The following is an 18302-nucleotide window of genomic DNA, read 5'->3' on the forward strand; positions in this document are numbered from 1 at the left end:
GAGGTTCCAGTTCCGGCCGGGCCACTGCCACGCTGATCACAGGTGCCCCTGAAGCTCGCTTGCACGCACGATCAGTGAACTCACCATGAGTACTCCCGGGCAAAGCCACCCGGCGTCCCTTCTGCCCCTGACTCGAAGCCGCAGGTCTGGGCCGAGTGCAACTGCGGGGCCAGGGTCACGACCACGACGACGGCCACCGTGACGAGCCAGATCGCGTAGAGGACCGTCGGCCGGCGATGCGAGACAGCCCACGTGAGCCATGCGGCCGCCGATCCCGCGGCCAGCGCGGTCAGCAGCCAGTACGGCGCGCCGAACCTGCCCCGCAACGCACGGGACAGCACCATGCACATCGACAGCACCGGTATCGCCATCGCGGTCGCGCCCTGCCACAGAACGCCGGCCCGGGACTGGTCGTCGACCTGGGGGTCGTCGGCCCAGTAGAAGGTGATGTACGTTCCGCACACGGCGGTCACGATCATGAGCGCGGCGAGCGCGTGCGCCGTGACCCGGCCCCCTGGGCGTCTGTGGAAACGAGGCGGGCCAGAAGACGCCTCGCACGTGGGTGCCCGCATGTGTGCGGACCGCCTGCCTCCAGTACTCGCCGATCAGCAGCTTCACCGACCCCTGCCTCTCACTGTGTGCCGGAGTCGGACGGGCGCGAACACCGCGCCGAGCGAGGCCAGGTGTGGCTCCGCCTCAGTCGGCAGCGGTCCGTGGCGCCTGAGGGGCGGCGTTGTCCATCATCATGCGCGTGAGGGCGGCTCGGTTCGAGACGCCGAGCTTGCGGTAGACCTGTCTCAGGTGGGTCTCCACGGTCCGCACGCTGAGAAAGAGCGTCGTGGCGATCCCGACGTTGGTCATGCCGGTACTGGCAAGGTCGGCGATCTCGCGTTCGCGCGCCGTCAATGACGGCAGCGTGTCGGTCGTTCCCGCGTGGTCGGCCAGTCGGGTCCGCCGACGGTCGACGTCACCGATGAGGCGGCCGGAGCCGCACTGGTCGGCGAGGATCGCCGCACCGTTGATCCAGTCGGCCACGCCCTGGGTTCGTCCCGCGTCCAGGGACAGCTCGGCTGCCGCGAGCAGGGTGCTGCATGCCTCGATGCGCTCACCGCTGAGGGAGAAGTCGGAGAACGCTTCCACAGCCTTCTGCAGTGCGGGTACCGTCTGCCCGCGTGCGGCGTGGGCTCTCATGCGGGCGCGCAGGGCGAAGCCCGTCCGGCCGGGAGAGGGGAGCTGTTCGACGCAACGCTCGGCGAGCCGGGCCCAGTGCTCGACGGACTCACGGTCACCCATCGCGAGCGACGCCTGGGCCAAGGTGTCGCACCAGCGGGGCTTGCGCCAGGCGGTGAGCCTGGGCAGCTCGGCGCCGCCTGCGGCGTCCAGCAGGAGCCATCGGGCCCGCGCGGGGTCACCGGTGCGCAGGACGAGTTCGGCGTGGAAGCATCGGACGGTGACCGCCCACGCGGTCGGTGTGTCACCGGCGGCGGCGAGGGCGCGTGCGGCCGACGCTTCCGCCTCCCGCAGGTCGCCCGAACCGTCCCGCCAGAAGAGGGCCTCGGCCCGCACCATGGCGCCGACGGCCTCCTCTGACGGACTGACGACTCCTTCTCTGCGGAGGGTGACCCTCTCAAGGGTGGCGAGCGCGCTGTCCAAGTTGCCGGATCGCAGCTGAGCGTTGGCGAGCACGGTGAGAATCTGCGGCTCGATGTAGGTCTGGCCGGTCCGTCGGGACAAGGTCGTCGCACGCGTCAGGTGCCGGTCGGCGTCCACCAGCCGTCCCAGCATTCCTTCGGTCAGCCCCACTTGCACCGAGGCATCCAGGTTGGTCAACAGGGAGGCGTCGGAGGAGGAGTCGATGAGTTCGGCTGCAGTCGTCGCCCGTGCCTGTGCCGTGGTCAGGTCGCCGGTGAACAGGTAGCCGAGGGCGGCCTGTGCCAGGGCCCGGGCCTCGCCGACGTGGTCGCGGTGCCGGTGGGCGATCGCTGCGGCTGTGTCGGCGTGCTGCCGGGAGGCCTCGTACTCCTGGAGGTCGTAGGTGTGGTCGGCCATTTCGGTGTGCAGGGCGGCCGCGATCGCCGCGTCCTTGTCGGCCAGCACCGCAAGGCCGGAACGTGCCAGAGCGCCCGCTTCGGTGTACCGCCCGAGGCGCCGCTCGATCCGGCTCGAGTCGACGAGCGCGGTCACCTCGCCGGACTGGCCGGGCATGGTCGACCGCAGGGCGTCGAGCAGTTCCCGGCCTTGGGACGCGTCTCCGGTCAACAAGCGGGCGCGAGCAAGGAGAACCTGTGCCTCGTGCCAGTGATCCTGACCTTCGCGAAGCAGCGGCAGCGCGGCCTTCAGGTAGCCGGCTGCCACGGCAGGCGAGCTGTACAGAATGCTGCGTGCGGCGGCGATCAGGATCGTCACGTGCTCCGGACGGCCCGGATCCGCGGCGCGGGCGACATGGTGGGCACGCCTTGAGAGGGGAGCGGCCTCCTCGGCCAGAGCGGAATCGGCCCGCCGGTGCAAGTCGGTGCGTCGGCTGGGTTCGAGCCACTCGTAGACGACGTCGCTCACCGCCCGGTGGCGCAGCGCGAGTCGCGGTGCGGGCTCAGCAGGTCGGACCAGGTCGAGGCGAGTGAGGGCGTCCAGCACACGAACGGTGACGGCTACCTCCTGCCGGGCGACGGCGGCCAGCAGCTCCGGATGGAACGGCTCGGCGAGGACTGCCGCGGCCTGGAGCACCGAGAGAGCGTCGGGATCGAGACCGGCCAGCTCTCCGAGAATAGCCGTGACAGCCTCGGCGCCGGTCTGACCATGGGCTCCGAGTACCTTGAGGTACTGCGGATTGCCCAGAGTCTCCTGGTGGACCTCGTCGGGGTTCGGATGGTCTCCGAGCAGCTTCGCGGACTGCTCACGGGACAACGGTCCGAGGTCGTACACCTCCAGAAGACCCACGGACGCCGCCCGCGAGACCATTTCCGCGAACCTGGGAGAAAGCTGTCGCTGCCGGTAGGCCACGAGGCACAGCACTCGACCTGCAGCGGTCGCCTGAAGCAATTGCTCCATGTACGGGAGCTGGTCCGCTGCAAGGAGGTGGAAGTCCTCCACCACGGCCAGCAAAGGACCGCCCTCGGCTGCGCGTGCGGCGACATCGCGGACGTCCTGCAGGTGCGGGCCGCCGGCGTGGGAGGACGCGGTGTCGGCCCGCCCACGAGCTGCGCACACCGGTATTCCAGCGGCTCGTGCCTCGGCCGCGACGGCCCACATGAGAGCGCTTTTGCCGATGCCTGGTTCCCCGACGAGCGCGACGACTCGCCCCGACCCCTTCTCGAGTCCGGCCAAGGCTCCCGTCAGCGCCTGGACTTCGGCCTCTCGTCCGATCAACGGACGTACGCCACCACGTTCCTCGCGGGCGAGGGGCAGTATGTGACCCTGCAAGTCATCGGTCATGAAACGGCACAATAGTTGTTTCCCGTGACAGCCGACCCGTCAAGAGTACGGACGCCGCAGCTGGAGAGGGCGATGAGAGCGCGGAGCCGGCGCTCCTGCAAGGAGGGCCTGACGCGGCCGGACAGTGCCGGGCGGGCAGCGGCGCCCAGCAGCCTTCCGGTGCGGACCGGCGGACGGCTCAGCGCGGACCGGCATCCTCGACACCGCCGATTTCGGTGTGCCTCAGACGCGGAGGCGGGCGATCCTGCTCGCTTCCCGCGACCGGCCCGTTCCCACCGTGTATGGCGGCGGAGGACCAGGGGGCAACCCTGAACCGTTCCCCTCCGGCTCCCGCCAGACACTCGCCAACGCTCCGGACCGTGGCAACTGGCGCTCCCCACGCTCCCCACATGCTGGATCAGCGACGGTTCTCGAACCACGGACGCGCGGAGCCGGCCGGCACGCTGTTCTTCGGCCACCGCGCGAATGCGTGCACGTGGGTTGCCGAGCCCACTGCATCAGGGCCACGGGAAGCGCCGTCCTCCTCACCGCCCATCTCCTCGCCCCGCACCCCGAGCGGCAGCGCCTGCTGTACACCCTGTCGACGACCGTCCGGGCGGTCGTCGGTCAGGGCAGCGTCCAGAACCGGACCGTGACGAGGTAGAAGACGACAGCCCAGAGGGCCATCGCCACCGCGACGATACCGAGACCACGAAGGTTGCTCCTCGCCGCCGGTTCCTCCGGCGGTGGCCGCAGCCATCGCCCGAGCAGCGGGTTCACGTAGTAGGGCATGGTCAGGAAGCTCATGAGGAAACTCGACAGCAGGTTGCCCACGAGCAGGCCGGTCCAGAGCGGCATGTGCAGCGGGGACAGAGCGAGTGTCAGCAGCACGACCGTCGGGTACAGGCCGACCCAGATGGCGAGGGAGGTCCTGGTCTCAGAGGGCGGCGGCGGTGCCTCCTTGCCGTTGCCCTCGAAGGCGAACCAACTGCCGAACGAGTTGTCGATCGTATGCAGTTTGAAGTCGCTGAACTTCTCGCCCTCGGCCAGGATCTCCTGCCGCTCGGGCGACGTCAGCCAGGCGTCGAGGTGCTCGGCGCTGTCGTAGCGGTACAGCGTGGTCCAGTCCTCCTGCAGCCCCTCGATGGGGCGGAAGAGCTCGGTCCCGCGAAACCCCTCGAACTTGCTCTCCTCCTGGACCATGCGGTGCTGCCAGGCGAGGAAGTCGTCGACCTGGTTCGGGAGGACGCGGTGGGTGACCACCACGGTGACCAGCGGATCCAGTGACTGGCTGCCGCTGCTGACCACCTGCTGGGTCGCCGGACCGTCGAAGTACTTGGCACCGACGTCGAGATACGTCTGCCTGGTCGCGCTGTTGATCCACGCCTGCAGATGCGCCACCGAGTCGAACCGGTACACGACGACCCAATCGGGTTGCAGCGGTGTCGGCGGGGAGATCTCGGCGCCGAGGAAACCGGGGTAGTAGGCGGCCGCGGCATTGAGGTCCTCCTGCCATGTCTCGAACTCCCGCTCCGTCCCGGGCAGGACCTTCTGGCCGATGATCGCCGTCGCCGCGGCGGCTACGTTCTTTTCGGTGTTCATGGTGACTCAACCTGTCGACACCGACTGCTCCGCGGGGAGTCGGCCGTAAATGCGTTCCGGAGTCAGCGGCAACGCCCGGTAGCGGACGCCCGTGGCGTCATGCACCGCGTTCGCGAGCGCGGGGGCCACCGGGTTGATACAGCACTCGGCCATCCCCTTCGCCCGCATGGGGCCCACCGAATCCGCCGAGCCCACCAGGAGGACCTCGGTACGGGGAATGTCGGCGTAGGTGGGGATGCGGTAGTTCCGGAAGTTCGGGTTGACCATGACGCCGCTGTCGTCGACGTGATGGTTCTCGGTCAGCGCGAAGCCGATTCCCTGGGCGACACCGCCCTCGATCTGTCCCCGGACCTGCGCCGGGTTGATGATCACTCCGGCGTCCGCCGCCTGCACGCTGTACAGGATCCGTATCTCACCCGTCACGCGGTGTACGGCGACCCGGAACCCCTGCGTGTTGGAAGTGACGCTCCGGGGCGAGCCGTACGCCTTGCGTGCGGCGGTGAAACGGATTCCACGCGTCCGGGCCAGCGTGACCAGTTCGGCCAGTGACACCCGCCGGTCCCCGCAGACGACACCGTCGTCGTCCATCGAGCACATCACGACATGGACGCCCGTGTACGCCGCGGCGTATTCCAGGATGCGGTCGCGCACGGCATTGGCCGCCCGCAGGACCGCATTGCCTGCCACGAAGAGGCCCGCGCTCGCGAAGGCACCGGTGTCGAATCCCGTGCGGTCGGTGTCGGACTGCACCAGGCGGATCCGCGAGGGCGTCGTGCCCAGCTGGTTGGCCGCGATCTGGACATGAGCCGTGGAGGTTCCCTCCCCGAACTCGACGGTCCCGACGGCCAGTTCGTAGATGAGATCGTCTCCCAGGGTGACCCAAACCTCGGAGAGGTGTTCCGTCGGGGGCGCGGTCTCGTGCAGGGAACTCGCCACGCCGACTCCGACGAGCCACTGGGGGCCGGGGGGCGGTTGGTCCGCCGTACGGGCCAGGGCGTTACCCACCAGGTCGATGCACCTGGCGAGTCCGTCCTCGGTGAAGATCACGTCGTCGGGGCCGTCGTGCATGGCGACCAGGGGCTCACCCGGCCGCACGATGTTGCGTCGGCGCAGTTCGAGCGGGTCGAGGTGAAGGGCGCGGGCCAGTTCGCCCATCGCGGACTCCACTGCGAACGCCGGCTGTGTCATCCCGTAGCCGCGCAGCGCCCCGCTCGGCACGGTGTTCGTGTAGACGGAGTACGCGTCGTACTTCTTGTTGGGGCAGCGGTAGATCATGACGGCGGCTCCGCCCGCGTACACCGTTTCGCCGCCATGGTTGCCGTAGGCGCCGGTGTTCGACACGTTGCGTACCTGGAACGCGGTGAGCGTTCCGTCGGCCTTCGCCCCGAGCTTGACCGTCAGGGTCATCGGATGCCGCGGCGAGGCCGTGGTGAACTCCTCCTCACGGGTGTACTCGAGACAGGTGGGCCGGCCTGTGTCCAGGGTGGCCAGCGCGACCAGGTCCTCCGCGATCACCTCCTGCTTGCCCCCGAATCCACCGCCGACGCGCTTGCAGAACACCCGCACCTGGTCCGGGCGCAGCGCGAACAGGTACGCCAGTTTGACCTTCGCGATCGACGGTGACTGCGAACTGGTGCGGACGTTCAGCCGGCCGTCCTCCATCCAGGCGATCGCACCGTGGGTCTCCAGATGCGCGTGCTGCACCCGCGGTGAGAAGTACGTGCCTTCGTGGATCACGTCGGCCGCGGCGAATCCCGCGTCGACGTCGCCGATGTGCGAGTGGAGTTCGACAAGGATGTTGTGGGCGGGGTCACGGACGAACGGATCGTCGCAGCCGTGCAGTTGGGGTGCGCCGTCGGCCATCGCCGCCTCGGGGTCGAACACCGCCGGCAGCACCTCGTACTCGACCGTGAGGCGCCGGCACCCCTCCTCGGCCGCCCCGACCGTGTCGGCCAGGACCGCGGCGACGCGCTGGCCGACGAAACGGACCGTGTCGTCGAGAACGAAGGTGTCGTCCGGGTCGACCAGGTGGTCGGTGTGGATCGCCGTGGTGAAGCGTTTACGGGGTACGTCTTCCCAGGTGTAGACCCGTTGCACGCCGGGCACCGCGAGGGCGGCGCTCTTGTCGACCGAGAGGATCCGGGCGTGCGCGTGGGGTGAGTGCAGCACCTTGAGGTGCAGCATGCCGTCGATGTGCGTGTCCATGGTGAACTCGGCGTGACCCGTCACCACGTCGTGGCCCGCGGGCGCGCCGACGCTCGTCCCGACGGCCTTGCCCGGTGCTGCCGTCTCCACGGCGCTGACGCCTTTCACGGCGTCCTCGATCGCCCGGTATCCGGTGCAGCGGCAGAGGTTGCCCTTCAACGCCCGTGGCAGATCCGCCTTCTGGTTCTCGGTGAAGGTCGCCGACGTCATGATCATCCCTGCGGTGCAGAAACCGCACTGGAACCCCGGGGCGTCCTCGAACTGCCGCTGCATGGGATGCAGGGCACCGGGCCGTCCAAGGCCCTCGATCGTGGTCACCTCGCGGTCGTCCGCGCGGAACGCGGGGGTGATGCAGCTGTGTACCGGTGCGCCGTCCAGCCACACCGTGCAGGCGCCGCAGTCGCCCGCGTCGCACCCCTTCTTGACCCCGAAGTGGCCGAGTTCGCGCAGGAACGTGCGCAGGCACTGGCCGGGGGTTGGCTCCCGGTCGAATTCCCTGCCGTTCACGATGTAGTTCATGCCAGGTCCCCAGCCGTGAGTTCGCGGCGAATCTCTTCGGCGAAGTGCCGTGTCAGATGCCGACGGTGGTCAGGGGTCCCGTTGGGATCGGTGAACCAGACGTCGGCCGGCACGGCGTCGATGCTCTGGCGCAGGGTTCGAACATCGGGCAGGGAGTCGAAGGCGATGCGGACCGGCCGCGTGGTACCGGCGGTGACGGTGAGCAACAGGTCACTCGCTCCCAGCCGTTGTGTGCCGACGAGGAACACCGTCGAACGGCCGAGCCGGGTCAGCGTGAAGCGACGGTGCGCGGTGCGTTTGCGCAGCGCGTGCTCCGGAATGGTGATGCGCCGAAGGATCTCGCCGGGGGCGAGGACGTTGCGGTGGTCGCCCGTGACGAAATCGAGGGCGTCGACGAAGCGCACGGAGCCATCGGGCGCCCACAGTTCGTACTGCGCCTCCAGCGCGACCGTCAACGTGATCATCGGGCCGGCGGGCAAGGACATGCAGATATTTCCGCCGACGGTCGCCGCGTTCCAGACCTTGAACGAGGACAGGAATGCCTCGCAGCTTTTCCGGAAGAGATTTCCGGCGGTCCAGCCCTCCGGCCATGGAAAGGCGTACAGGTCGCGGATGGTGCATGTGGCGCTGATCTCCAGACCCTCGTCCGTCGGGACAAGAGGCTCCCAACGCAGCGCCGTCAGATCGATCAGCCGTCGCAGGTCCGGCTGCTCCGTGGAATAGAGCCATGTTCCGCCTGCGAGCCAGGCGTCGCCCTCGTGCCAGTCCATGCCTGGCCGCTCGGACGGTCGCCGGACTACTTCGGTGATGGTGTTGAGGTCCATGAAACCGACCTACGGGAGAACGGGCCTACGGAAGACAACTGTCCCGTGGCACTTCTGGTGTTGATTTCCCGCTGACCGAGCAGATGCTGGCCACCGTGCCGCACCGTTCGGGGCAGCTGAGCCGCGAGGGACCGGCGGGCACAGACACTCTTGTCCCAGCCTATCGCAGCATGCGGATGGGGATCCGACCGAGGACAACTGAAAGCAGCCGACCCATCCCGGACAGTCACATTCCGGTGGCCGACGGCGCCTGAAGCGGAGGTACCGATGCCTCCAGGTCCCTCCCGGACCTGCAGGCATCACCGTTCCAGCCGCTCGCGCAGGCGAGGACCAGGGCCCGCGAGCGCGCCGCAGGGAGCGGGCTACGCCCGAGCCGGCACAACCGTACGCAGGGCATGTCCATTGCCATCCTTGCCGTCGGTTCGTTCGCCACCGGGGCCGAGGTGTTCATCATCGCCGGGCTGCCGCCCGAGATACCCGTCGCTCTGGACGTGCCGCCCACCACCGTCGGACTGGCGGTGACCCAGCCCCGTGTCCGTGTCCGTGTCCGTGTCCGTGTCCGTGTCCGTGTCCGTGTCCGTGTCCGTGTCCGTGAGCATGCTCGCGGGGCATCCCGACGAGTGCCAGAGGAGCGTCACGGGGGCACAGCAGTCCGTCGCCCTGTGGGGAGCCGGGCTTCAGACAGTTGTCTTCCTCCGGCCTCTACTTCTTACGAGAAGCTGACGCACACCCAACTGCCCTGGAGGCACAGCAGTTTCATCGGCCACTCTCATCTCAAGGTCACCGGCCCGGGTGACACGCATGGAGGGAGTTCGGTGTGAGCAGGCACAGCAAACGCAGGCCGCGGCAGCGGACCCGGCTCTTCCTCGGCGCCGGAGGTCTCGCCGTGGCATCGGCAGCCACAGCGGTCACCTTCGCCACGGCTTCAGAGCCCGCACATCACCCATCCCAGTGGGCCGTGACACCGTGACGTCCTTCCGGGTCGAAGGCACGGAACTGACGGACCGCCACATAGTTGCCTCGGGAGGGGACTTCCCCGCCTCCATCGCCGTACATGGCAGCCTCGCCCACGTGCTGAACTCCGGAGGAAAGGCCCCTTCCCGTCCACATATGGTCACGCCCCATACTTCATTCAAAACTCGTGGGTTCGAACCATGTGGGTTCATCGGACAGGGCCTGCTTGATCCGCACCAGCTGGTGTTCGTCCATCGTGGGCAGCGCGTCCACCTCGTACCAGCCGACGTCCAGCGACTCGTCGTCGTTGACGCGTGCCTCACCGCCGACGGCCCGGCACCGGAAGGTGATGTCCATGAACTGGCAGATGTCGCCATTGCCGTACGTGACCCGGTCCCCGGTCTTCACCAGGGCGACCCGTTCGGCGACGCACCGTACGGCCGTCTCCTCGTACACCTCGCGCACGGCGGCGGCGGCCGGCTGCTCGCCGGGCTCGGGTATGCCGTTGATCACCGTCCACTTGTGGTTGTCCGCGCGCTGCCCCAGCAGGACTCTGCCCCGGTCGTCGAAGACGACGGCGCTGACTCCGGGGAGCCACAGCAGCTGGTGACCGGCGGAGGCCCGGATCGTGCGGATGAAGTCAGGAGTAGGCATGGGACCGACCCTAACCGGGGCCGGTTCCCCTGACCCCGTGGATGCCCCCGGGCGGGCGTACGGCTACGCGTCCCCTGCGCGCCGGGCCCGTACCCCGGACCCGATCGCCCAGCCCAGTCCGCCCGCCGCGACCAGCACCAGCGCGATCTCCGGCAGGATGCCCAGCTCGGTCGCGGGCGACTTGGAGGTGCGCAGCGGCACTTTCTGGACGAGGTAGGCGGGCACGAACATGCCGGTCTTCTGGGTGATCTTCCCGTCCGGCATGATGATCGCGCTGACGCCGCTGGTCACCGGCACGGTGACGGTCCGGCTGTGCTCGACGGCACGGACGCGGGACATGGCGAGCTGCTGGTAGGTCATCTCGCTGCGGTCGAAGGTGGCGTTGTTGCTCGGCACGGAGATCATCTCCGCGCCGTGGGTCACGGTGTCCCGCACGGCCCAGTCGAAGGCGGCCTCGTAGCAGGTGGCGAGGCCGACCCGGGCGCCGTCGATGGCGAACACGCCGGGCTTGCCGCCCCGGCTGAAGTCCTGGCGGACCATGCCGGTCCAGTTCTTGTTGATCGCACCGACGAGCCCGCGCAGCGGGAGGTACTCGCCGAACGGCTGCACCTGCCGCTTGTCATAGGTCTGGGTCGGTCCCTTGACCGGGTCCCACAGAATCTGCTCGTTGAGCAGCTTGCCGTCCCTCTCGACGACCCCGCCGACCGAGATGGGTACCCCGACGGCCTTGGCGGCACCGTCGATGACCGCGGCCGCGTCGGGGTTGGTGAAGGGGTCGATGTCGGAGGAGTTCTCCGGCCACAGCACGTAGTCGGGCCTCGGGGCCTTGCCCGCCTTGATGTCGGCGGCGAGCTTGAGCGTCTCGCGCGCATGGTAGTCGAGCACGGCCCGCCGCTGGGCGCTGAACTCCAGCCCGGAGCGCGGCACGTTGCCCTGGATGACCGCGACCGTCGCGGTGCCGGCCTGGGCCTTGTCGCTGACCAGCGACCGGGCCGCGACCGCGCCCGCCACCGGCACGGCGACGCTCAGCAGCGCGGCCGCCGCGGCCCCGCGCCGGACGGCCCGGGTACGGCGCCCCTCGGCGACCAGGCGCCCGGCCTCGTACAGGCCGAACCCGCACAGGACGACCGCGAAGCCGAGCACCGGGGTGCCGCCCACCGCGGCGAGCGGCAGGAAGACGCCGTCCGCCTGGCCGAAGGCGATCTTGCCCCAGGGGAAGCCGCGGAAGGGCACGCGCGCGCGTACCGCTTCTCCGGCGATCCAGAGGGCGGCGGCCCACACGGGCCAGGCCGGCAGCTTGGACACCGCGGCTGTGCCCACGCCGACGAGGGCGACGAAGACCGCCTCGATCGCGACCAGCGCGAGCCAAGGGCCCGGACCGACCTCGACGCCGGTCCACACCAGCAACGGCAGCAGGAAACCGAGCCCGAAGAGGTAGCCGAGGCCGAGGGCCGCCTTCCAGCTACGGCCGCGCAGCACCCAGGCGAAGCCGGCGAAGGCGGGCAGGGCCAGCCACCACAGGGTGCGCGGCGGGAAGCTGACGTAGAGCAGCGCTCCGCACAGCGCGGAGGCGACGGCCGGGACCAGACGCAGCAGCCGGCGGCCGCGCGCGGTCGGCGCGGAGGACGGCCGGAGCTGATCGGACTGGTCCACGGAAGTTGCGGTGACGGTCACCCGGGGAGTGTACGGCGGTTGACCTGGCCGCCGACAGCAAGGGCTGTACGGGCCCCGCCCGCCCCGGCGCCGTGCCGGAATCACGACGTTCCTGCGCAACTCGTCCACAAACCGGGCATCAGCCGTTACGGTGTGCCCCAGCCTCAGCGGTGCGGCCGGTCCCGGCGCGCACGGCCGGGGCCTTGCCAGAGGCCGGGGAACCGGGGTGCGAGGGGCGACGGGTGGGGTCGACGGGGACGAGGTCCGCAGCCGGTGCGTACGGTGCGGATACCGACAGCGCCAGACGAAACGTTTCTGACGGGGCGGGCATGATCCTGCTGGGGGCGTGCGCCGCTTGGTCGCTGATCACGGCGGCGGCCCACGACGGGCGGCCCGAGGGTGTCCTGCTCGCCGTGCTCGCGGTGGCCGCCGGTTACGCCGCGGGCCGGATCTCCGGAGCGCTGCTTCCGGTGGCCGCGCCCTGCGCCGGCGCATCGGCCGGGCTCGTCCTGGCCGTGGCGGTGCCCGATCTCTCCCCCGGTCCCCGGTACGCCGCCCCGCTCGGGCACGCCGGTGCCACCGCGGCCCTGCTGGCGCTGGCCACCGGCGCGGCATGCTGTGCCGCCTGGGCCGCCCGCGGACCGTTGCTGCGGCTCGGCCTGCGGCTGCTGGCCGCCGGGATCGTGCTGACCGGGGCCGCCGTCGGGTCGGCCTTCGGCTGCGTGGCCGGTGCCGTCGTACTGCTGTGTTCGCTCGCCGCGGGCTCGATGCCCCACCGGGGTGCCGGCATCGTGGGTCTGACCCTCGCAGCGGCCCTGGTGGCAGGGACGATCTGGGCCATCGCAGCGGACGCCCTGCCCGCCGGTCTCACCGAGGCGCTCGAGGGCCGGCTCACTGCGCACCGGGTGCAGCTGTGGCAGGACGCCCTGCGGCTGGCCCGCCGGGACACGGGTCTCGGCGTCGGTCCCGGCCGCTTCGGCGAACTGAGCGCTACGGCGCCACAGGGAGCGCTGCCCGACGGCAGACCCCACTCGGCCCCGCTCCAGCTGGCGGCCGAGCAGGGGCTGGTCGGGGTGCTCCTGCCGACCGCGACGTTCGGCTGGACCCTCTACGCCCTGTGGCGCACTCCGCGCTCCACCCCGATCGCGCTGACCGCGGGCGCGGCCCTGACCACGCTGGCCGTGATCGCGTCGGCCGGCAACGCGCTGAGCTTCACCGCGGTCACGGCGGGCGCGGGGCTGCTGGCGGGGTGGGCGACGGCACGACCGTGGGCGGGCGACGACGCGCAGCCCTGAGACGTGATCCGCATCTGCTCGAAGGGCACCACAGCGTCCCGGCATCGCACACCTCGCGGACGACGAACTCGCCCGAGTCATGCCGTGGATGCACATGGTCAAGGAAGTGTGCCTGCGGCAGCTCTACCGCGCAGGGCGCCGTGCTCGCCCAGAAGTACCACGGCGAGAAGGGCATCCACGTCACCTGTTTCGACCTGCCGGAGAAGGGAGGACGAAGCCCTGGGCACCATCGCCAGGGCGGGCATCGAGGAGAACTGCTGCTTCATCGGCGGAGACGCCCTCGGGCAGCGGCCTCGTTGTCCACCTGGGCCGCCTGGACAGAGGAGGCCGGCTTCAAGGTCACCAGGACCGTCGAACAGGACATGACCACCGCGCCCGCCGACACGATCCCGGCCCACAGCATCGTCTACGCCACGAAGGTGTGATCACCTTCACGTACGGCGCGGGCGGGCGGTCTCAGCGGGCCGTGCCCGGTGTGGTCGTCCGCAGCCGGGACCTGATCGCCCGGACCGCAGACTCGGCGTCGTCCACGGTGATCGTGAAGGTGTGGCCGTCCCACAGCCGCAGCACGATGCCCTCGCCCCGGCGTACGACGACCGCGGTGCCCTTCTCGGGGCGCCAGCGGTAGCCCCAGCCGCCCCAGTGACACGGAGTGACATGCGGGGCGAAGTCGGCGCCGGCGACCTCGGAGAGCGGGATTCGGCGGCGCGGCACACCGATGTGGCCGCAGCGCACCTCGAGGGACTCCTTGTCGAGCCTGAGGTCGACGTGCACGAACGCGAGCGTGCCGAAGAGGACCAGCAGACCGGCCGCGATACAGCCCACCACGGACATCACCAGCGGGGCGATGCCGGAGGTCCAGGCCGAGTCCACGGCCAGCTCGATACCGAGTGCCATGCAGGCCGCGCCGACCAGCGCCAGCAGCCACTGGACCCGGCTGGTGGCGCGTCCGGTCCAGACGTCGGGGTGCGCGGCATCCTCGGCGTGGCGGTGCTCCCTCATGTTTATGAGGTTACTCAGGTTTCGCTGCGCGGGTACCCGCTCGCGGAGGGTGACCGGCCCGTGTGGCGCCCTCGCGGACCGCGCGGCCCGCGCTCGTGACCGGCGCCTCAGCGGACCGGGCTGACCGCCTGGAGGAAGCGTCCCTCGTCGTAGGCCAGGGCCGTGGACGGAAGCGTCGACTCGCGTCCGCTCAGCAGCACGGTGAGGGTGGTGTCGGCGGCTGCCTGCGGTGCCGGTTCCGCGCCGATCCGGCGCAGCGCCTGAGCGGCCACCGCCCCGGCGGAGCCGTGCAGCATGAGCGGCGGACGGCCCGGTCGCTGGACGGCCGCCCGGATGCGCTCGGCGACCAGTTCGTAGTTGGTGCAGCCGAGGACGAGGGTGGTCACGTCATCGGGAGTACGGGCGGCGGCCGCCGCGATCGCGGCGTCGACCGCGGCGTCGTCCGCGTGGTGCACCGCGTCCGCGAGACCCGGACACGGCACCTCGGTGACGGCCACGCCGTCGGCGAACTGCTTGATCAGACCGCGCTGGTAGGCACTGCCCGTGGTGGCGGGGGTCGCCCAGATCGCCACGGGGCCGCCGCCCGCCGCCGCCGGCTTGATCGCCGGTACGGTGCCGATGATCGGCAGATCTGGTTCGAAACGGGCCCGCATCACCGGCAGGGAGTGCACGGACGCGGTGTTGCAGGCGACGATCAGGACGTCGGGGCCGTGGGCGGCGGCCGCCTCGGCCACGGCCACGGCACGCCGCGTGATGTCCTCCGGAGTGCGCGGCCCCCAGGGCATTCCGTCCGGGTCCCACGACAGCACGAGATCCGCGTCGGGCCGCAGTCGGCGTATCGCGGCGGCTGCGGGGAGGAGGCCGATTCCGGAGTCCATGAGCGCGATCTTCACCCGGCCACGATAGACGATGGGGCCATGCGGGCCGCTCCGGTGGGGCAGACTGCGCCCGTGAGCGCCGTCGTGTGGACCGCCGTCGTATCCCTCGTCGCCTGGTGCTGGCTGCTGCTGGGCCAGGGCTTCTTCTGGCGCACGGACGTCCGGCTGCCCCCGCGCCGGGATCCCGGGCAGTGGCCGTCGGTCTGCATCGTGGTCCCGGCCCGTGACGAGGCTGCCGTGCTGCCCGCGAGCCTGCCGTCGCTGCTCGCGCAGGACTATCCGGGGCGGGCGGAGGTCTTCCTGGTGGACGACGGGAGCTCGGACGGGACCGGGGAGCTGGCCCGCGAGCTGTCCCGGCGGCACGGCGGGCTGCCGCTCACGGTGGGCTCCCCGGGCGAACCGCCCGCGGGCTGGACGGGCAAGCTGTGGGCGGTGCGGCACGGCATCGACCTCGCACGCGCGCGTGAGCCCGCGTACCTGCTCCTGACGGACGCGGACATCGCGCACGCGCCGGACAGCCTGCGCGAGCTGGTGGCCGCGGCCCGCACCGGGGGCTTCGACGTGGTGTCGCAGATGGCACGGCTGCGGGTGGAGAGCCTGTGGGAGCGGCTCGTGGTCCCGGCGTTCGTCTACTTCTTCGCGCAGCTGTATCCCTTCCGCCGCATCGGCCGGAAGGGGTCGCGGACCGCGGCGGCGGCCGGCGGCTGTGTCCTTTTGCGTGCGGACATGGCCGAGCGGGCGAGGATCCCGGACGCCATCCGGCACGCCGTCATCGACGACGTCGCCCTCGCGCGCGCGGTGAAAGGGGCCGGCGGTCACGTCTGGCTGGGGCTGGCCGAGCGGGTGGACAGCGTGCGTCCCTATCCGCGGCTGCGCGACCTGTGGCGGATGGTCTCGCGCAGCGCGTACGCCCAGCTGAGGCACAACCCGCTGCTGCTGTTCGGCACGGTCGCCGGGCTCGCCCTGGTCTACCTGGTGCCGCCCGCGGCCGTGCTGACGGGCGCGGTCAACGGCAGTGCGGCGACGGCGGTGACCGGCGCGGCGGCGTGGGCGGTGATGGCAGGGACGTACGTGCCGATGCTCCGTTACTACGGGCAGCCGCTGTGGCTAGCGCCGCTGCTGCCGTTCACCGCGTTCCTCTACCTCCTCATGACCGTCGACTCGGCGATGCAGCACTACCGGGGGCGCGGGGCGGCGTGGAAGGGCCGCACGTACGCGCGTCCGGATGCCGTCCCCGACGAGGGCTGACCGGGGTCATTTGCGGCCGGGAGTCCAGTTCATGCCCCACCCGTAGGCGCGGTCTATGGTCCGCTGCGGGCTCACCCCGCGCTCCGGTACCAGGTACCGGGCCTCACGCTGGACGACGAGGTCGCCGCCCGTGTGGGTGATCAGGGCGAGTGCGCACACCGTGGAAGGGACCGTGCACTCGTCCAGCGAGAAGTCGATCGCGGCGCCGTGCTGGGGCTGGAGGGTGACCGTGGCGTGCAGGTCGGCGAAGGAGGCGGCGCCCTCGTAGAGGGTGACGAAGACGAGGATGCGCCGGAAGTCCTGTTTGTGGTCGAGGTTGATGGTGAGGTTCTCGCCGCTCGTGACGGCGCCCGTGCGGTCGTCGCCGTCGAGGTGGATGTACGGCGGACGGTTCAGGGATCCGAAGGCGTTGCCGAGGGCCTGTACGACGCCCTTGCGGCCGTCGGCGAGTTCGTACAGCGCGCACAGGTCGAGGTCGAGGTTCCCCTGCCCGGCGCCCCATCGGCCGCCGAAGCCCGGGAACTGCTTGCGCATCTGCCAGTTGAGGTTGACCCGCATGGCGCCGGAGGTGCCGCCCTGCTTGGCCAGGGAGACGGAGGGGGCCGCCTTGGTGAGGGTGACCTTGGAGAGGCGGACCGGTGCGGCCGGGGCGGCTGCCGGGGGCGGCGGCAGGGGGACCGGAGCGGTGGTCGGCGGCGGCATGGTCACCGGAGGCGGGACCGGTGGCGCGGCGGCGGGCGTGGGAGGCGCGGCAGCGGGCGGGCGAGGCGGTGCGGCGTGCTGCGGTTCGTCGACGGTGATGCCGAAGTCCGTCGCCAGGCCTTCGAGTCCGCTGCTGTAGCCCTGGCCGACGGCGCGGAACTTCCAGTTGCCCTGGCGACGGTAGAGCTCGCCGAGCACGAAGGCCGTCTCCACGCTCGCGCCGGGGCTGTCGAAGCGGGCGACCACAGCGCCGCCGCCGGTGTCGGTCACTTCGACGTAGAGGTCCGGGACCTGCCCGAACGTCCCGCCGTCCGCTGAGGCCGCGAGGACGATCCGCTCGATCCCGCTCTCCACGCGCGCGAGGTCGACGAAAAGGGTGTCGGTGACACGCTCGCCGGCGCTCCGCTTGCCCTCGTGCCGGACCGCTCCGGAGGCGTGGGCGGGCTGGTTGTAGAAGACGAAGTCCCCGTCGGAGCGGACCTTTCCGCCCGCGAGCAGCAGCGCCGAGGCGTCCGCGTCGGGCACGCCGGGTCCGGAGCGCCAGCCCATTTCGATGCGCAGGGCTGTGGCCGGCACCGGCGCATTCGATCCCTTCGGCATTGACATGTACGCCCCCATCACGTGTCGGCATCCCGGACGTCCCCGGACTCCCGGCTCATCCCTACCCGCCCAACCTATTCCCGGGGACGGCGAACTCCCATGAGCGGCACAGGAAGATCGCCGGTCAACCGCCGGTAACCCGCCCGGAGCTCGGCATTTACACGATCCAAACCTTGGTTGGCGTCCATTTTTGCCAAGTTCGCTCGGATTGGGGATCCCCAGTCACTGCCCGCACAGAAAACAACCCTCTTATCGGTCTCCCCAACCAGCACATCGTGGGCTTAACTTATGTGCCATGACCTCCCCCCGCTCCACTTATGGTGGCGGCTACTACTCCGCCTCCTTCCCGGACACCCCGATCTACGACTCGCTCGTGGCCGAACGGGGCACCCCGCAGATCGCCCCGATCCGGGTCCCCGCCGCGTACGACACCGGCAGCAGCCTGCCCGCGCTGCCGTCGGCACTGCCCGCCCTCCCGGCGGCCCCGTCCCCGCAGGCCCCCGCCTACGGCTACCCGCAGGTCCAGCAGCCCGCCCCGTTCCAGCAGGCGCCCACGGCGTACATCCCGCAGCAGGCGAGCGCACCGCGCGGCTATCCCGGCCCGCAGGCCCCGCAGCAGCCGCGCCCGATGGCGGCCGGTACGGGGTACGAGGCCATGCGCCCCGCCGCACCGCGGCCCGCGCCCGCTCCCTACCAGGACCCGTACAACAACCAGCAGTACCGCGGCTACTGACCGGCGCGCCCCGCTGTCGGTG

14 protein-coding genes are annotated in these 18302 nt (G+C 70.6%); 4 read left to right on the forward strand and 10 right to left on the reverse strand.

Annotated elements, in window-relative coordinates; translation table 11 throughout:
• Positions 1–80 precede the first annotated feature (80 nt).
• The 7 genes from AQI88_RS47700 to lnt form a co-directional block, all read right to left on the reverse strand.
• Positions 81–479, reverse strand: coding sequence for a hypothetical protein (locus AQI88_RS47700; RefSeq protein WP_244184158.1), 399 nt, complete (start codon positions 477–479; stop codon positions 81–83).
• 217 nt (positions 480–696) lie between these two features.
• On the reverse strand, positions 697–3432 hold the full coding sequence (locus tag AQI88_RS16640; RefSeq protein ID WP_079057608.1) for a helix-turn-helix transcriptional regulator: 2736 nt from the start codon (positions 3430–3432) through the stop codon (positions 697–699).
• A gap of 606 nt (positions 3433–4038) precedes the next feature.
• On the reverse strand, positions 4039–5013 hold the full coding sequence (locus AQI88_RS16650) for an antibiotic biosynthesis monooxygenase (RefSeq protein WP_066999061.1): 975 nt from the start codon (positions 5011–5013) through the stop codon (positions 4039–4041).
• A 6-nt stretch (positions 5014–5019) separates the two neighbouring features.
• Positions 5020–7737: a molybdopterin-dependent oxidoreductase gene (locus AQI88_RS16655; RefSeq protein ID WP_066999064.1), complete on the reverse strand. Its 2718-nt coding sequence runs from the start codon at positions 7735–7737 to the stop codon at positions 5020–5022.
• Positions 7734–8561 (reverse strand): FAD binding domain-containing protein, encoded by an 828-nt coding sequence (locus AQI88_RS16660; RefSeq protein ID WP_066999067.1) that lies wholly within the window; start codon positions 8559–8561, stop codon positions 7734–7736. The genes AQI88_RS16655 and AQI88_RS16660 overlap by 4 nt, the downstream gene beginning before the upstream one ends.
• 1128 nt (positions 8562–9689) lie before the next feature.
• Entirely contained in the window at positions 9690–10169 is a 480-nt protein-coding gene (locus AQI88_RS16670) for an NUDIX hydrolase (RefSeq protein WP_066999073.1), read from the reverse strand.
• Positions 10170–10232: 63 nt separating this feature from the next.
• Positions 10233–11843, reverse strand: coding sequence for an apolipoprotein N-acyltransferase (lnt, locus tag AQI88_RS16675; protein ID WP_066999075.1), 1611 nt, complete (start codon positions 11841–11843; stop codon positions 10233–10235).
• A 308-nt stretch (positions 11844–12151) separates the two neighbouring features.
• Here lnt and AQI88_RS16680 point away from each other — a divergent pair, with 308 nt between their 5' ends.
• A complete protein-coding gene (locus tag AQI88_RS16680; RefSeq protein ID WP_066999079.1) occupies positions 12152–13117 on the forward strand; it encodes an O-antigen ligase family protein in 966 nt (321 codons plus the stop codon).
• Between the two features lie 296 nt (positions 13118–13413).
• Entirely contained in the window at positions 13414–13542 is a 129-nt protein-coding gene (locus tag AQI88_RS48495; RefSeq protein ID WP_279616550.1) for a hypothetical protein, read from the forward strand.
• A gap of 31 nt (positions 13543–13573) precedes the next feature.
• Here AQI88_RS48495 and AQI88_RS16685 read toward each other — a convergent pair whose 3' ends face one another.
• Complete coding sequence (locus tag AQI88_RS16685; RefSeq protein ID WP_066999082.1) at positions 13574–14119, reverse strand: PH domain-containing protein; 546 nt, start codon at positions 14117–14119, stop codon at positions 13574–13576.
• Positions 14120–14226: 107 nt separating this feature from the next.
• Entirely contained in the window at positions 14227–15012 is a 786-nt protein-coding gene (locus AQI88_RS16690) for a glutamate racemase (protein WP_066999085.1), read from the reverse strand.
• A gap of 24 nt (positions 15013–15036) precedes the next feature.
• Here AQI88_RS16690 and AQI88_RS16695 point away from each other — a divergent pair, with 24 nt between their 5' ends.
• Positions 15037–16245 (forward strand): glycosyltransferase, encoded by a 1209-nt coding sequence (locus AQI88_RS16695; RefSeq protein ID WP_208615804.1) that lies wholly within the window; start codon positions 15037–15039, stop codon positions 16243–16245.
• A 6-nt stretch (positions 16246–16251) separates the two neighbouring features.
• Here AQI88_RS16695 and AQI88_RS16700 read toward each other — a convergent pair whose 3' ends face one another.
• Positions 16252–17547: a TerD family protein gene (locus AQI88_RS16700; protein ID WP_066999088.1), complete on the reverse strand. Its 1296-nt coding sequence runs from the start codon at positions 17545–17547 to the stop codon at positions 16252–16254.
• A gap of 295 nt (positions 17548–17842) precedes the next feature.
• Between AQI88_RS16700 and AQI88_RS16705 the strand changes: the two genes are divergently transcribed.
• Entirely contained in the window at positions 17843–18280 is a 438-nt protein-coding gene (locus tag AQI88_RS16705) for a DUF6643 family protein (RefSeq protein WP_066999091.1), read from the forward strand.
• Positions 18281–18302 lie beyond the last annotated feature (22 nt).

It is taken from the genome of Streptomyces cellostaticus, assembly GCF_001513965.1.
Classification (GTDB): domain Bacteria; phylum Actinomycetota; class Actinomycetes; order Streptomycetales; family Streptomycetaceae; genus Streptomyces; species Streptomyces cellostaticus.

What these genes read in the sequence shown, in the direction of transcription:
- AQI88_RS47700 (WP_244184158.1), bottom strand. Translation starts at nt 479, where the DNA reads ATGATCGTGACCGCCGTGTGCGGAACGTACATCACCTTCTACTGGGCC.
- AQI88_RS16640 (WP_079057608.1), bottom strand. Translation starts at nt 3,432, where the DNA reads ATGACCGATGACTTGCAGGGTCACATACTGCCCCTCGCCCGCGAGGAA.
- AQI88_RS16650 (WP_066999061.1), bottom strand. Translation starts at nt 5,013, where the DNA reads ATGAACACCGAAAAGAACGTAGCCGCCGCGGCGACGGCGATCATCGGC.
- AQI88_RS16655 (WP_066999064.1), bottom strand. Translation starts at nt 7,737, where the DNA reads ATGAACTACATCGTGAACGGCAGGGAATTCGACCGGGAGCCAACCCCC.
- AQI88_RS16660 (WP_066999067.1), bottom strand. Translation starts at nt 8,561, where the DNA reads ATGGACCTCAACACCATCACCGAAGTAGTCCGGCGACCGTCCGAGCGG.
- AQI88_RS16670 (WP_066999073.1), bottom strand. Translation starts at nt 10,169, where the DNA reads ATGCCTACTCCTGACTTCATCCGCACGATCCGGGCCTCCGCCGGTCAC.
- AQI88_RS16680 (WP_066999079.1), top strand. Translation starts at nt 12,152, where the DNA reads ATGATCCTGCTGGGGGCGTGCGCCGCTTGGTCGCTGATCACGGCGGCG.
- AQI88_RS16685 (WP_066999082.1), bottom strand. Translation starts at nt 14,119, where the DNA reads ATGAGGGAGCACCGCCACGCCGAGGATGCCGCGCACCCCGACGTCTGG.
- AQI88_RS16695 (WP_208615804.1), top strand. Translation starts at nt 15,037, where the DNA reads ATGCGGGCCGCTCCGGTGGGGCAGACTGCGCCCGTGAGCGCCGTCGTG.
- AQI88_RS16700 (WP_066999088.1), bottom strand. Translation starts at nt 17,547, where the DNA reads ATGCCGAAGGGATCGAATGCGCCGGTGCCGGCCACAGCCCTGCGCATC.
- AQI88_RS16705 (WP_066999091.1), top strand. Translation starts at nt 17,843, where the DNA reads ATGACCTCCCCCCGCTCCACTTATGGTGGCGGCTACTACTCCGCCTCC.